Annotated in this window: 16 protein-coding genes; 12 read left to right on the plus strand and 4 right to left on the minus strand. The window is 68.8% G+C overall.

What is annotated here, in order from left to right; translation table 11 throughout:
- Positions 1-133: 133 nt before the first annotated feature.
- From Mth01_RS27905 to Mth01_RS27955, 11 genes are all read left to right on the plus strand, one after another.
- A complete protein-coding gene (locus tag Mth01_RS27905) occupies positions 134-589 on the plus strand; it encodes an ATP-binding protein (RefSeq protein ID WP_204018950.1) in 456 nt (151 codons plus the stop codon).
- 41 nt (positions 590-630) lie between these two features.
- Positions 631-1,518, plus strand: a complete 888-nt coding sequence (locus Mth01_RS27910; protein WP_275409050.1) for an aldo/keto reductase — start codon at positions 631-633, stop codon at positions 1,516-1,518.
- Positions 1,519-1,818: 300 nt separating this feature from the next.
- Complete coding sequence (locus Mth01_RS27915) at positions 1,819-2,553, plus strand: 7-carboxy-7-deazaguanine synthase QueE (protein ID WP_204018952.1); 735 nt, start codon at positions 1,819-1,821, stop codon at positions 2,551-2,553.
- 99 nt (positions 2,554-2,652) lie between these two features.
- The gene (locus Mth01_RS27920) at positions 2,653-3,063 is read left to right on the plus strand and encodes a 6-pyruvoyl trahydropterin synthase family protein (protein WP_204018953.1); all 411 of its coding nucleotides are present in this window, start codon (positions 2,653-2,655) and stop codon (positions 3,061-3,063) included.
- A 60-nt stretch (positions 3,064-3,123) separates the two neighbouring features.
- A complete protein-coding gene (gene folE / locus Mth01_RS27925; protein WP_204018954.1) occupies positions 3,124-3,771 on the plus strand; it encodes a GTP cyclohydrolase I in 648 nt (215 codons plus the stop codon).
- Positions 3,771-4,589, plus strand: a complete 819-nt coding sequence (locus Mth01_RS27930; protein ID WP_204018955.1) for a hypothetical protein — start codon at positions 3,771-3,773, stop codon at positions 4,587-4,589. Before folE ends, Mth01_RS27930 begins: the two co-directional genes overlap by 1 nt.
- Positions 4,586-5,653 carry a hypothetical protein gene (locus Mth01_RS27935; RefSeq protein ID WP_204018956.1) on the plus strand — a complete coding sequence of 356 codons (1,068 nt, stop codon included), beginning with the start codon at positions 4,586-4,588 and terminating at the stop codon, positions 5,651-5,653. Before Mth01_RS27930 ends, Mth01_RS27935 begins: the two co-directional genes overlap by 4 nt.
- 21 nt (positions 5,654-5,674) lie before the next feature.
- The gene (locus Mth01_RS27940; protein WP_204018957.1) at positions 5,675-6,382 is read left to right on the plus strand and encodes a dTMP kinase; all 708 of its coding nucleotides are present in this window, start codon (positions 5,675-5,677) and stop codon (positions 6,380-6,382) included.
- Between the two features lie 32 nt (positions 6,383-6,414).
- Positions 6,415-7,338: a DUF2797 domain-containing protein gene (locus Mth01_RS27945; RefSeq protein ID WP_204018958.1), complete on the plus strand. Its 924-nt coding sequence runs from the start codon at positions 6,415-6,417 to the stop codon at positions 7,336-7,338.
- A 72-nt stretch (positions 7,339-7,410) separates the two neighbouring features.
- Complete coding sequence (locus Mth01_RS27950; protein ID WP_204018959.1) at positions 7,411-8,244, plus strand: class I SAM-dependent methyltransferase; 834 nt, start codon at positions 7,411-7,413, stop codon at positions 8,242-8,244.
- Positions 8,245-8,248: 4 nt separating this feature from the next.
- Positions 8,249-8,770 (plus strand): NUDIX hydrolase, encoded by a 522-nt coding sequence (locus Mth01_RS27955; protein ID WP_204018960.1) that lies wholly within the window; start codon positions 8,249-8,251, stop codon positions 8,768-8,770.
- A 20-nt stretch (positions 8,771-8,790) separates the two neighbouring features.
- On the opposite strand, the gene Mth01_RS30000 is transcribed toward Mth01_RS27955, so the two are convergent.
- Entirely contained in the window at positions 8,791-9,297 is a 507-nt protein-coding gene (locus tag Mth01_RS30000; protein WP_275409049.1) for an NUDIX hydrolase, read from the minus strand.
- A gap of 169 nt (positions 9,298-9,466) precedes the next feature.
- Between Mth01_RS30000 and Mth01_RS27965 the strand changes: the two genes are divergently transcribed.
- Entirely contained in the window at positions 9,467-10,672 is a 1,206-nt protein-coding gene (locus tag Mth01_RS27965) for a hypothetical protein (protein WP_239090058.1), read from the plus strand.
- A gap of 27 nt (positions 10,673-10,699) precedes the next feature.
- Here Mth01_RS27965 and Mth01_RS27970 read toward each other — a convergent pair whose 3' ends face one another.
- The 3 genes from Mth01_RS27970 to Mth01_RS27980 form a co-directional block, all read right to left on the minus strand.
- The gene (locus Mth01_RS27970; RefSeq protein ID WP_204018963.1) at positions 10,700-11,167 is read right to left on the minus strand and encodes a PPC domain-containing DNA-binding protein; all 468 of its coding nucleotides are present in this window, start codon (positions 11,165-11,167) and stop codon (positions 10,700-10,702) included.
- Between the two features lie 24 nt (positions 11,168-11,191).
- Complete coding sequence (locus Mth01_RS27975) at positions 11,192-12,181, minus strand: asparaginase (protein WP_239090059.1); 990 nt, start codon at positions 12,179-12,181, stop codon at positions 11,192-11,194.
- 55 nt (positions 12,182-12,236) lie between these two features.
- Positions 12,237-13,312, minus strand: a 1,076-nt coding sequence (locus Mth01_RS27980; protein WP_204018964.1) for an XRE family transcriptional regulator, incomplete at its 5' end; no start/stop codon positions are given.

Here is a 13,312-nt window from a genome sequence, read left to right on the forward strand (position 1 = left end):
TGATCTTCACCCACGAAATGGCCACGAAATGGCGCCGGTTCGGCGTACCCGTGCCACGAAGGGTGCGTCACGGTGGAGCCCAAGCCGACATCGGCCCCCATCCGAAGAGTGTCTTGAGCCCGAGGAGACGAGGGTGCCCCCGACATCCGTCGAGTTGATCCGCGACCACGGCCTAGGAGAGCTGCTCGACCATGCCGTCTTCGATCTCAGCGGCATCGCCGCTCCTCAGTCCGTCGCCCGGCAGCAGGTGCATACGGCATTGGCCCGCTGCGCCAGCACGGAGCAGATCGACGACGCGGTGCTCGTGACCGACGAACTGGTCGGCAACGCCCTTCAGCACGGCTACGGAGTGGTCTCAATGACCTTGGACGTCTATGAGAAGGGCGCCACCGTGAGCGTCCTCGACCGCGGAGCTGACATCAGTGCTATCCCCACGGCTCCGACGGTGGACGAGGTTGGCAACGCTGAGAACGAGGGTGGCCGCGGCTTGTATCTCGTCGCGCAGTTCTCGACCGCCTGGACGGTCCAGGCGGTCGAAGGGGGAAAAGCCGTCGTTGCCGTGTTCAACTTGACCGGCGGTGCGCTGTGACACGGGCGTTCTACCTGGCGCCGCGATACCTGTGCCGCGGTGTGACCGCCCACCCGTTGGGGGTACACTGCGCAGCCGTCGGCCGGAGCCTGGATCGACAGCGATCTGCCGCGGTCACAGACGACCATGCTCTCCTCGACGGGCTGCGCCGCGCGGTGGAGCTTGGTGCGACCTTGCTGGACACCGCCGACTGGTACGGCTGCGGGCACGCGGAGCGCCTGATCGGGCGCTTCCTGCGCGAGTGTCGGGACCTGCCGCTGATTCTGAGCAGTAAGGTCGGTCGGCTACAAGGCTCCGCCCCTCACCCCTACGGTGACCGGCACATTCACCATCAGCTCAAGCAGAGCCTCGAAAACCTGTACGCCGACTGTCTCGACCTGTACTTCCTGGACTCCTTCGACTTCGGCGAGGGCGACCGCTACCTCGGGCCGGCCATCGACCAGATGGTCACGCTCAGGGAACTCGGCTACATCAAGGCGATCGGCATGCACGGGCCCCACATCGGCTACGGTGCGTCGCCTGCTGAGCAGCAGGCGCGGGCCGAGCGGTTCCTGCACTTGTTCCGCTTGATCAAACCGAACGTCGTGTGGATGCGCTACAACGCGCTGGCCCCGGCGATTCAGCTTGAGGGCGAGGACGTCTTCGACTTCACCAGGCGTCACGGGGTGGGGCTGGTGCTCTCTACGCCGCTGCCCCACGGCTCGCTCACAGGTGCGGCCACCACGGACCAGCAGCCGCAAGACCCCACGCGGCCCCCCGGCATCTCGTTCACCGGTCACACAGCGCAGGAACGGGAGGTGGTCGCCTCAGGGCCGCAGGCGCTGCGCGAGCGCTTCGGCGACGCCCCGGACCTGCTGCTTGCTTTGCGCTGGTGCCTGAGGCGCTCGGATCACTGCGTCGTGGTCGTCGGCTTGGCCGACGCGGCATAGATGGAGGAGACCTTCGCGCGCCTCGGCGCTCCGCTTACCGACGCCGAACTGGCAGCCGTCGAGGAGATCTACGCCCACATCCACGCGAGCTCCGCGACGGCGCGCCACTCGAAACAGGGAGCCCGCGCATGACCCACGAGAACCCGGGATCGCAGCCCGCGCGTGCAGGACCACCGACGCGGAGCCTCGCGCGACACCATCACCCGCTGATCACCGAACCTCACGTCCCCTGCCAGCTGAAGGGCGGTCCGTGTGAGCGAGACCGCCCCCACCTAGGCCCGATGCGACCTGGAGAACTCCATGAGCACACAAAGCACCGCTGCCGTCCCGACGCGGGAACCCGGCCTGATCGTCACTGAATTGTTCGGCCCGACCTTTCAGGGCGAAGGCCCCAGCCTCGGCACGCGAGCAGCCTTCCTGCGCCTCTCCCGGTGCAACCTGACCTGCAGCGGGCGGATGCCATGCGACACCCCCTACACCTGGGACACCTCCCGATACGACCTGCGCGACGAGTCGTCCCGGCGCAGCGTCACCGAAGTCGGGGACGAGCTGCTGCTCCTGGACACACCGCTCGTGGTGATCACGGGCGGGGAGCCACTGATCCAGCAGAGGCAGCTCGTCCCGCTGGCGCAACGGCTGGTCGACGCCGGCCGCCGGGTGGAGTTCGAGACCAACGGCACATTTGCCCCGATCTCCGGACTCCTCATCGACGGTGTCCGGTTCAATGTCTCGCCCAAGCTGTCCAACGCCGGCATGCCGGAGAGCATGCGCATCATCCCTGAGGCGTTGACCGCCCTGATGGGAAGCGGTCGGGCGGCCTTCAAGTTCGTCGCCGCCGACAGGTCGGACCTGGACGAGATCGAGGATCTCGTCCAGCGCTACGGGCTGGCCCCGGTGTACGTGATGCCGGAGGGCACGACCTCCGATGCCGTGATCTCGCGGGCCCGCGAACTGGCCGACGACGTCATCGCCCGCGGCTGGTCCATGACCCAGCGCCTCCACGTCCTGCTGTGGGGCGACGAGCGGGGCCGCTGACCTGGCGAAATCCGCTTCCCGTGAACGTGGCCCAGGCCACTACCTGTCTCGCGGCCTACGGCCGCCCGCGTCGCCGAAACTCACGTCAAGGGAGAGTCCATGGACTTCAGCACAGTGCCGCTCCCATCCGGCAAGCACACCATCGGCAAGCTGTTCGACTTCGAGGCCGGACACCGGCTACCCAGCCTCGCACCCGAGCACAAGTGCTCGCGACAGCATGGGCACAGCTACGAGGTCGAGGTGATCCTCACCGCCTCGGAGCTGGAAGACCCGGGCTTCGTCACCGACTTCGGGGATCTCGCGCCGTTCAAGAAGTTCCTCGACACCGAACTCGACCACCACAACCTGCACGAGATCATGCCCAGCGATCCGACCTCGGAGCGCCTGGCCCAGTTCCTGGCCGGCTGGTTCATCCAGAACGTCGAGCCGGGCATCCCCGGCCGGCTGGTCGCCGTCCGGGTCCGGGAGACAGAGCGTAGCTGGGCTCGCTTCGACGTGGCGGAGCGGTGACCCGCCCACCCCATTGCTCAGGCCCCTGTTTCCCCAGCTTCTGAAAGCGAGGCGAAGCCCATGACGAACGCCGTCTACAGTCCGGCGCCCGGTCAGAGTGCGCCGGCCGTGTCGACGCATCCTGGCCCTGCGGCATCGGGATCGGTCGACACCGAGCGCGTCGCCGAGCTGATCGGCCAGCTCTTGGCCGCGCTCGGTGAGGACCCCGGGCGGGAGGGCCTGGCGGACACCCCGGCCCGGGTCGCGTCCTGGTGGAACTCATTCCTGTCGCCGGAGCCGTTCACTGCGGTCACGTGCTTCACCGAGACCCGCCTGAGCGCCCAGCTCGTCGTGGTCGGCGGGATGAGCGTGTGGTCCCTGTGTGAGCATCACCTGCTGCCCATGAACCTGGAGGTCGTGATCGGTTACCTGCCGGACAGCGAGGTGGTAGGGCTGTCGAAGTTCGGGCGGGTCGCTCAGCGCCACGCCGGACGGCTCCAGGTGCAGGAGCGGTTCACCCGGCAGGTCGCCGAGGAGATCGCCGACGTCGTCGGCGGAAAGGACGTGGCGGTCGCCGTCCACGGCACCCACTTGTGCATGAGCATGCGGGGGGTGCGAATGGAGGCCGCCCGCACCACCACGCTGCAGGTCGGCGGCCTGTTCAAGCACGATCCGGTGCTCTCCCAGCAGTTCCTCACCCTCGCGGTGGGCCAGTGGGGAGCGGCGTGATGGCCAAGACCATCGACTTCTCCGTGATCGCACCGCCCGGCTACCTGGAGGAATTCGTCGCCCAGGAGCCTGCCCGCGTGCACCATGTGGCCGCCCAGCGCGTCCTGTCCGACTCCACCTACCGGGCGTTCTTCCGACGCGAGGCCGAACGCGGCGCGGAGATCATCGTCGACAACGGGGTCTTCGACCTCGGCCACGCCCTGCCGGCCGCCGATCTGGTCGCGGCTGCTCGCGCGGTCGGCGCGTGCGAGATCATCCTCCCGGACGTCATGCGGGACGGCGCAGCGACGATCAAGGCCAGCGACGAAGCCGCCCGCGAGATCCGCGACCTGAGCGATGAGTTCCGCCTGTGTGCCGTGCTGCACGCCGCGGACGACGAGGAGTGGCTGCACTGCTACGACCACTTCGTCTCCAACGACTACGTCGGCGCGATCGCACTGCCCGCCTCCCGGCGCCCCGCCCCCGAGGAGCAGCTGTGCCGTACCCGGTGGACAGCCACCCGCTACCTGGAGGACCACGGCATGCTCGAGGAGCGGATCGTCTACCGGCTGCTGGGCCTCGGCCGGACCGGGCACCTGGAGCTGGTCGAGCAGCGCGAGCATGAGTGGATCGCCTCCGTCGACGGCGCCGCCCCGGTCATCCTCGGCGCGATGGGCATCGCGATGCTGCCCGACGGACCGTACGAGAAGCCCAGGACTCCCCGCGTCGAGTGCCTCGGCCCGATCCCCGAGGAGAGGTTCGACCTGATCCGGCGGAACATCGCCGTCGTCCGGTCGGCGGCGGGCAGCGGCGTGCGGATCCCGGAGGCATGCTCATGAGCCTCCTGCCCGGCCGGCTGCTCACGAGCGGTGCTGGCGCCGTTCTGCCCGTGGCACCGATCGAGGTGGACGGGCACACAATGGGCTCGGAGAGCCTGCTGCGCTATCTGCAGATCAAGGTCCACCACCTCATCCAGGAACAGCCCTGGGACAGCATCCGCGTCGTCGGCGGTTACGACCGCCGGGCCGTGATCTCCCAGTACGAGAAGAACGGCAAGCTGTTCAACTGGGAGCGCCCCACCGCAGAAGTCCGCGACCGCGATCTGCTGGTCAAGGCGTTCCCCGGTACCGACTACGTCCGCCACTACGGCCTGATCATCGCGACCTACCTCGCCATGACCGGCCGCCCCGCCGACCACATCACCTACCAGCTGCCCGACCCCGCCTTGTGCCGTACGGCCGTCGAGCAGCTCAACCTCGGACTCGACGGTGAGTTGGTAATCGTCGGCTGGGCGCTGGAGCACCTCGCACCCGCCGGCGCGGTATGGACGCGTGGATCGGGCTACGCCTGGCAGCGGACCACAGTGCATGGCCGTCGTGTGGTCTACCTCGGGTTCCGGCACAGCATCTGGGGCGACGTCGCCGGTCGGGTCGTCCGCCGACTGGCCGAACTGGGCGCCGGCGACGTCGTCTACGTCGGCAAGGTCGGCGCTCTGGTACCCCAGATCGAACCCAACACAATGCTCGCAACCGGCAATGAGAGCCTCGTCAACGACGCTCTCGTCACGTGGAACGACTTCTTCGGCGACTTCGCCTCCGCCCAGCCCGGCGTGCACACGGGCGTCCACGTAACCTCGCCGTCGATCCTGCTGGAGAACCGGGACTGGCTGACCAAGCATGCCGAGTACGCCTTCGTCGATCCCGAGATCGGCCCCATGGGGATGGCCGCGCGCAATGCGGGGATCGGGTTCGGCTACCTCCACGTCATTTCCAACAATCTCGCCCGGCACTACCCAGCAGACCTGTCCAATGAGCGTCACCGCGACGTCGTCCGGCGGCGCGCCGTCTTGATCGGCCGGATCCGCGACATCATCACGAATCGCCTCGCCGCCCACCTCAGCTGATCAGCTACGGAGGACACGACCATGACGGCCGCAGCGCACCGCACCATCCATGGAGCCACCCCCGCCCGTGGGTGGCAGATCACGGTCACCGGTATCGACGGAGCGGGCAAGTCAACCCTCGCCGCTCGTCTGCACCATGCCCTGGTCGACGCCGGCCACCCGGCCATCCTGGTCGGCAAGCACACCACCGCCGTTCCCATGGACCCTGATCTTTCCGCCTACCTGGACCGGCTCAACGAGCTCATCTACCGCCGCGACGCACGGATCGCCCAGTCCTGCGGCGACCACTACTGGCTGCTGGCGCTGGCCGCCTGGTACTCCCTTCAGGACAAGGTGATGATCCAGCCGGCACTGGCCGCCGGTACCCACGTCATTCTCGACAACGCGCACCACAAGATCCTCGCCCGCTACGCGGTCAACCCGGCTGTCTCCACCCGCCTCGCCGAGCAGGTCTTCGCCCACCTCACCGAGCCCGACCTGGTGATCTTCCTGCGTATCGGTGCCCGTGAAGCCCTGCAGCGCAAGGGCGAGTTCACCTCACTGGAGACCGGCCACTCTGGCTGCAGCGACGAGGACTTCATCCGCTACCAGGACGCCGTCCTGGCCCAACTGCGCGAACAGGAGCAGCGCGGCGACTGGATGTCCTTGGACGTCACCGGCATGGACCGCGACACCGTGTTCAAGACCGCCGCCGACGCCCTTGCAGGCCACCTCCAGCTCACCATCTGAACCGACGCTCACGCCTAGGACGAGGAATGACCATGCCGGTACCCCTGCCCGAAGTAGGCGAGTTCGTGTGCCACGGCGTCACCTGGGCAACCGGGGATCCCTGGCTGCTGCTCGCTCCACTCCCCCGTGGGCCGCTGGCGTACGCCGACATCATGCACCAGCGGCTCGGCTTCCGGGTGGCCGATGCCGGCCGGTGGTGCACCGGCCGGTACCAGTTCGCCGACATCGTTCATGTGGAAGCCCTTGCCTGCCCCGACCGAGCTCCCGCGGAGCAGAACGGCCAATGCTGGCGGTGCGCCAGCCAGGACGACTTCCGCTTCGCCCACCAGTTCCATCAGGGCGGCCACGCTCCCCAGGCGCTCATCCGGTACATGGCCCAGCCGCACTGGCTCTACCTGGCGACCTTCGCCGACGGAGCGACCAAGGTCGGCACCGCCGCCGAGCCGCGCAAGCGCTCCCGCCTCGACGAACAGGGAGCGCTGTTCGCCACCTACCTGACCAAGAGCCCCGATGGCCGCGCCGTACGCCACCTCGAAGACGCGCTCGCCCGACGCCTGCAACTGCCCCAAACCATACGGGCAGCGGCCAAGCTCCAGGCCCAGGCCGACCTGACCGACCTCGCCGCTGCCCGCGCCACCCACGAGCAGCACGTCACCCAGGCAGCCGACGCGCTCAGCGACATGAACGCGCCCTTGGTGCTGGAGGCATGGGCCCCGCCAGCAGAAGGGGACCGACTCCGCACCGCCGACAGCGAGCGGGCGCTCTACCCGCACGACCTGCGGGAAGGCGAGCACGGCTTCACTCCCATCTCCTGCGTCGGCTCCCAGGTGCTCGCCGTCTTGAACCGCGACGAGGAGATGCACTACATCCTCGACCTCGGCGTACTTACCGGCCGCCGCATCACCCTCGGCCCGTTCTCCTCCCCGCGCGCCGCAGTCCAGACCCCCCTGTTCTGAACCCCAGCCAGCCCCCGCCCTCAGCGTCCACTCGGCAACGGGCGGGCCCTTCTCCACGAAGCGAGGCACACCATGGCACCCCAGGACGCACTCCTCGGCTGGGATGAGGACACCACCGCCGAGGCGTACGCCGCCTTCACCCGCGACTTCCCCATGTACGGCGCCACCAGCCGCGATCTCGCCCGGCGTGCCCACCTCACCGACAGCCGCCTGGTGGTCGACCTGTGCGGCGGAGCCGGCGCGACCGCCGAGGCGATCCTCGCCCTGGTCCCGGCTGAGGCCCGGGTCATCTCCCTGGACAACGCCGCCGCTATGCAGCGGGTCGGCCGCCGTATCGTGACCGACCCGCGCTTGTCCTGGGTCACCGCCCGGGCTGAGGACCTGGCCGAGCACGTCCCTGGCATGGCCGACTCCGTGGTGTGCAACTCGGCGATCTGGAAGACCGACGTCTCGGCGGTATTCGCCGCGGTCCGTAGTGTTCTGCGGCGCGGCGGCCACTTCGTGTTCAACATCGGCGGCGGCTTCGCCGGAGTCGCGCACCCAGACGAGAAGACTGGGCGCACCGGCCCTTCGCTCAACGCGCTGATCCACCAGGTCGCCGCCCGCGAGTACGGCTACACGCCATCCCCGGCCGCCAACGCGCTCCCTAAGCTGCCGCTGGAGGCCGTCACCGAACACCTGGCCACCGCCGGGCTGACCGTCCTGGACACCGAGGTCACGGCTCAGCACAGCACCATGGCGGAAAAGAAGGCGTGGCTGTCCATCCCGGTCTTCGCCCGGCCCTCCGGCGACTTCACCCACGACCAGCGCATGGCGATCCTGGAAAAGGCGTACGACCTGACCACCCCCGAAGCTCCGACCGTGACGAGCTGGCTCGTCGTCGTCGCCCAACGGCCCGGGGAGTAGCGCCATGACCGCCCTGGTTTCCTGCGACCACACCAGCGTCGGGGTGCTCATCTTCTCGACAGCCGGGCTCCTCGTGTTCGAGCGGGCGACGCCACCCACCGGGATCGCGCCCGTCGCCGGTCACATCGACCAGCACGGCAGCCCTGAACAGGCGGCCATCGCCGAGGTCGCCGAAGAGGTCGGCCTGACAGTCACCCACCTTCACCCACTGCTGACCGTATGGCGGCCCAACCAGTGCCGCCGCCCCGGCGACGGCGAAATCGGCCACCGCTGGTGGATCTACCAGGCCCAGGCAACCGGCCCGCTCCGCCCGTCATCCCGAGAGGTGCGCGCACCCCGATGGATATACCCCGACCAGCTCCAGCAGTACGCGCACCGCACCGCCGCCTACGCCGCCGGAAACATCAGCGAACCGGAGTTCGCGGCGCAGCCGGGGCTGACACCGGTATGGGTCCGCTTCCTGCACGACCTCCGGCTCCTGACGACGCCTGGCGACGCCCTCGCTCAGATCGACGAGATCATCTGACCGGCCCTCGAAGGCTCGGCTCAGCACGCCGCTCCCGAGCGCCCGGCCGCCAGGCGGCGTACGTGCGCCCGGATACGGCCGCGGTCCTCGGGGAAGACGCTCTCCCACTCCTCGCCGAGATCGAACCACCTCGGCGGCTGGCCACTCTGCCCATCGAGTGGAACATCGCGGTCGACGATCGCGGCGTACGACAGACCCAGCGTCGGCGACCAGTCGGCACGATAGGAACGGACGGACACCGCCGCCGGAACAGGCAGCAGCTCAGCCCACACCCCGGTCTCCTCAACAAGCTCACGGGACGCGGCGGCTCGCGGCGTCTCACCCGGCTCGACCTTCCCTCCGGGCGGCACCCATCCACGCCAGCGATGCCGCACAAGCAGGACGTGCGTGCAGGCAGGGTCGATCACCCAGACCTCCGCCGCGAGCGGCTCCATCGGTCTTTGACGAGCCCGCTCCAGCCAGGCCCGGGCGTCATCGAACTCTCGCGCAGCGAGGCGAGCATCAGCGACCGCCGCGTCCAAGGTCACTCGTCCAAGCACACCGTGCGTCACTTGCCACACCCTATGCCGCCGCCAGCCGGGTCCGTGGACGCGGCCAGATGACCGTACGGACACGCCCATCGACCGCGAGCCGGAATGCAGAGCGACCACATCGCGGGGCACCAGTGCGGTGCCCCTCTGGGAAGGAGTACCGGCTATGCACAACGACACACCGCAGCGAGGCGCCTGGGTCGTCCTGGGAGGAATCCACCTGCTCAACCGGACCGCGTCCCGCCGCCCGGACGAACCGATCGTCCTGGTCCGGGTGCCCCCGCAGGAGGTCTGCGTCCCGAGCACCACGGTAGCCGTGCGGTGGGACTCGCTCGGGACGTGCCGGGTCACCGCCCTCACTGCAGAGGGCACCCCGCTGGGACGCGGCCGGATCGAGGGCAGCGCCCTGCTGCCCGACGCCATGGCCGGCGCCGCCCTGCGCGAGCTGATCGGCGATGCCGCGGCTCCCGGTGTGGTACCGCTGTGCTACCTGGCTGAACACCCCGGCGGCTACCACGCGTACGCGCAGATCCGGTTCTACCCTGAAGACGCCTGCTTCGTCCGAATCATCGGGGAGCCGGTCGGCGAAGGCTCGGTGGAAGCGCTGCGCTGGCTGGATCCGGTGCTGGCCGCGTACGAGACGTCGGCGCTGCGGCTCAAAAACCAACCGTGCCACTTCCGCACCCACTTCGCCGGAACGGAACTGGAGTACAAGTACAACCTGACGCCGGGCACGGACATCTGGGCGGCCTCCATGGAACTGCTGAAGGCCCTGCGCCACGGCGAACTAGCCGACTGCCGGCCGGAGTACCGAAACGAATTCCAGGTCTACTGCTTCGATAACCACCTGTTCGACGTCACCGGACCGGACCCGGAGCGCGGCTACGCCTCTTTCATCCCCAGGGGCGATGGCGGGCACGTGCTGAAGCGCAAGTGGTACGCGGAGGACGCCTTCGCGCGCCGCGAGCAGCTCTACACCGACATCGAGGTCACCCCAGACGGCTTCGGAGAGTACCTCCGCTCGGAGCTGGGCCTCCAGGTGCGCGCCATGCCGCCCTTCCGGCGCGTCCGCTACGACATCCAGTGCGAGTCGATGCGCACCGGCCACGTCTACGGCATCTACCTCGACCACTGCTCTCTCTTGGCAGCGCCGGAAGTGGCCCTGTCGCAGTGCGAGCTGGAGTACCGGCGCTCGCGCAGCCTGCTGGAGCACGACGAGGACGAGGTGCTCCGGGAGATGGAACGCATCGACCGCTGGCTCTTGGATCACCTTGCAGCGAGCGGCCTGGCGAAGCAGCGCACGTTCTACTCCAAGCTCAGCTTCCTGCGCGACATGGTCGCCGCCCTGCCAGAGCTGGCCCCGGATCGCTGACGATCCCCGTCCCCCTTCCCCGCGCGGTCAGTGCTGCTCTCTGAAGGTGAGCAGCGGGACGTCGAACAGGCCCGGCTGCCGGGGTCGGGTCAGGGCGGGATCCGTGATCTCCACGACGACGAGCTCGGCGATGAACTGCACCTGAGCAGCGAGCAAGTGGCTGGTCCGTCCGTCGGCGGAGTCGGCTTTCAGGCCGGCCGAAACATGGATGTGCGGCGCCAGGCAGTCCCTGTCGGTGTCCCAGGCCAGCGTTCCGCCGCCGAGCACCTCGATCGTCTTCACTTCGACGTGGTCCCACAGCGGGGCCTCGGGATGCTCCAGTGGGCCGCAGGTGCCGACCAGCTTGGCGGAGCTGAACCCTCCAATGAAGGTGGGGATGTAGCCGGCGCGGATCTCGTGCTCGGCGCAGAGCTTCTCCAGTGCAGTGAAGAAGTCTTCCCCATGGTCGATGGCGAAGATGAACTCCCGGCCTCGGCTGAAGCGTGTGGCGCGCATACGGATCTCCTGCTCGCGATGTGATCAGCGACGTTCGGTGAAGGCGGCCTCGACCGTCGCGCGGTCGGCTCCTGCGCGTAGGTGAGCCAGGAGCAGCAGCCGCGCCTTGTACGGATCCAACGGGCCTGCGCTGATCAACCCGCGGGCCAGCAGGTCGCTTTCGGAGCCGGGGAAGGCATAGGTGCCGGCCAGGACGCTGCCGGCCCCGGTCCGGGAGGCCAGCACCACCGGGATGCGCTCCGCCAGCGCCTGCAGAGGCTCGCCCCAGGTCTGCGGCACGTGACCGGCACCGAACGCCGCCACGACCACCCCATCCGCGCGACGAGCGAGGTCGTCGAGCACCGAGCTGTCACCTCCCAGGGTCGTGTGCACGATCTCGACGGCGGCCGGCCGTACCGGCGGCGGCACCGGGCGGTGGCGTTCGAGCGTGAAGTGCAGCCGCGGAGCCCCTTCGATCACGTGACCGATGGGTCCGGCGCCCGGTGAGGCGAAGGCGGCGATGCTGGTGGAGTGGACCTTTCGTACGTGGCGTGCCGCGTGGATCTCATCGGCGAACACGACGAGCGCTCCCAGGCCGCGGGCATCGGTGCCGGCGGCGGTGCGCACCGCCGCCAACAGGTTCGCCGGCCCGTCGGCCCCCGGCATCGCGGCGTTGCGCATCGCCCCGGTCAGCACGAGGGGCGCGTCCGCGTCGTAGAGAAGGTCCAGCAGGAAGGCGGTCTCCTCAAGGGTGTCGGTTCCCTGCGTGATGACGAAGCCGTCCGTACCGGTGGCCGCGGCCTCACGAAGGCGCCGAGCAAGCTCTGCGATGTCGTCGACGGTGAGCGATGCGCCCGGGACCCGGCGGAAGTCCTCGACGGTGATCGCGGTTCCTTCGTCCAGACCGGGCACTGCGGCCACGAGGTCAGCTCCCGTCAGGCGCGGCGTCACCCCGCCCGTCTCGCCGGAGATCTTGGTCATCGCGATGGTGCCGCCGAGGGTGACCACCAGGATGCTGCGGCTCTGGTCTGGCACGGGGTGGCCTTTCTGCGGGAGTGGTCGTCTTCTGGACAGGGTCAGCCTTGCTGGCCTATCGATCGGAGGCAAGGCTGCCGAGGAAGCGCAGGACCTCGTCAAGGGCGTCGATGCTGATCAGTCTGCTGCGTGGCCGTACCAGGTTGGCAGCCCCGAAGTCGCCCAGATCACGACACCGGCGGGTGACCCACCTCCAGTCGAGGCCGAGATAACCGGCCATTGCGCGCAGCCGCGTCTCGGGGTCGTTGCCCTGCAGGAGGCTCTGATCGGCGGCCTCACTGACGGCCTCGTGATAGCTGCGCAGGTCGGCCCGCCCAGTGGTGGTGTCCGCCATCCAGAGCGCTTCGGTACGCACCCAGTTCGCCACGATAGCGCGCTGGCCCGGCACCAGCACGAACCCGTCGACGGCGGAGTACTCAGGGCGTGCCGTCACCTGGACGCGGATGCCGTACATCTCCATCAGCGCAACGGCCAGGAACAGCAGAACGCGCTCGTACCGGTCGGTGCGGGCGACCTCGGCCTCGGGAATGCAGAATGTCCGCGACAGCGGGCTGGCCGCGCCGCCGAACTGCCGCCGGAGCGCTTGCAGGTACGCGATCTTGTGCCGGAAGAACAGCCAGGCGGCAGCCTCCTCACCGGTCTGCTCCCTGGTCCAGAACAGCGGCGCCTCCGACGCTCCATCAAGACGCCGCTGGATGTGCTGCGCGCAGAACGCGGACCCCAGCCATCTCGCCCCCACCGACGTGAGCATGGGCAGTGTCATCCGGCTGGGCGCGGAGCGCGGAAGTTGTAGGTAGGCCTCCAGTGCCTGCTGCTCTTCATCCAGGGCTTGGTCGTCTGCGAGGAGCCCGTCGTCGAGCTGTACCAAGGACCACAGAATGCCGTACGTCAGGTCGTCCAGCTCATGGCCTGCTGTGAGCGCGAGTCCCTCGGCCTGTGAGGTGGAGGCGGCCAGGTTCTTGCGGGCGTTCACGGAGTCGATCACGTAGAGGCGCAGGTCGTCGTCCTGCTCCTCCACGCCGACAAGGAGGCCACGGCGGGCTTGACGGAGGAACCTCGCCAGCGCGGCAGGATCCGGATGCCGGAGCCCGACCTCATCGTCGCGCCTCACTGCCGGGAGGAAGTGGACGG

The organism is Sphaerimonospora thailandensis (assembly GCF_016863115.1).
GTDB classification, from domain to species: Bacteria; Actinomycetota; Actinomycetes; order Streptosporangiales; family Streptosporangiaceae; genus Sphaerimonospora; species Sphaerimonospora cavernae.

What these genes read in the sequence shown, in the direction of transcription:
- Mth01_RS27940 (WP_204018957.1), top strand. Translation starts at nt 5,675, where the DNA reads ATGACGGCCGCAGCGCACCGCACCATCCATGGAGCCACCCCCGCCCGT.
- Mth01_RS27920 (WP_204018953.1), top strand. Translation starts at nt 2,653, where the DNA reads ATGGACTTCAGCACAGTGCCGCTCCCATCCGGCAAGCACACCATCGGC.
- Mth01_RS27915 (WP_204018952.1), top strand. Translation starts at nt 1,819, where the DNA reads ATGAGCACACAAAGCACCGCTGCCGTCCCGACGCGGGAACCCGGCCTG.
- Mth01_RS27955 (WP_204018960.1), top strand. Translation starts at nt 8,249, where the DNA reads ATGACCGCCCTGGTTTCCTGCGACCACACCAGCGTCGGGGTGCTCATC.
- Mth01_RS27945 (WP_204018958.1), top strand. Translation starts at nt 6,415, where the DNA reads ATGCCGGTACCCCTGCCCGAAGTAGGCGAGTTCGTGTGCCACGGCGTC.
- Mth01_RS27950 (WP_204018959.1), top strand. Translation starts at nt 7,411, where the DNA reads ATGGCACCCCAGGACGCACTCCTCGGCTGGGATGAGGACACCACCGCC.
- Mth01_RS27970 (WP_204018963.1), bottom strand. Translation starts at nt 11,167, where the DNA reads ATGCGCGCCACACGCTTCAGCCGAGGCCGGGAGTTCATCTTCGCCATC.
- Mth01_RS27930 (WP_204018955.1), top strand. Translation starts at nt 3,771, where the DNA reads ATGGCCAAGACCATCGACTTCTCCGTGATCGCACCGCCCGGCTACCTG.
- folE (WP_204018954.1), top strand. Translation starts at nt 3,124, where the DNA reads ATGACGAACGCCGTCTACAGTCCGGCGCCCGGTCAGAGTGCGCCGGCC.
- Mth01_RS27965 (WP_239090058.1), top strand. Translation starts at nt 9,467, where the DNA reads ATGCACAACGACACACCGCAGCGAGGCGCCTGGGTCGTCCTGGGAGGA.
- Mth01_RS27935 (WP_204018956.1), top strand. Translation starts at nt 4,586, where the DNA reads ATGAGCCTCCTGCCCGGCCGGCTGCTCACGAGCGGTGCTGGCGCCGTT.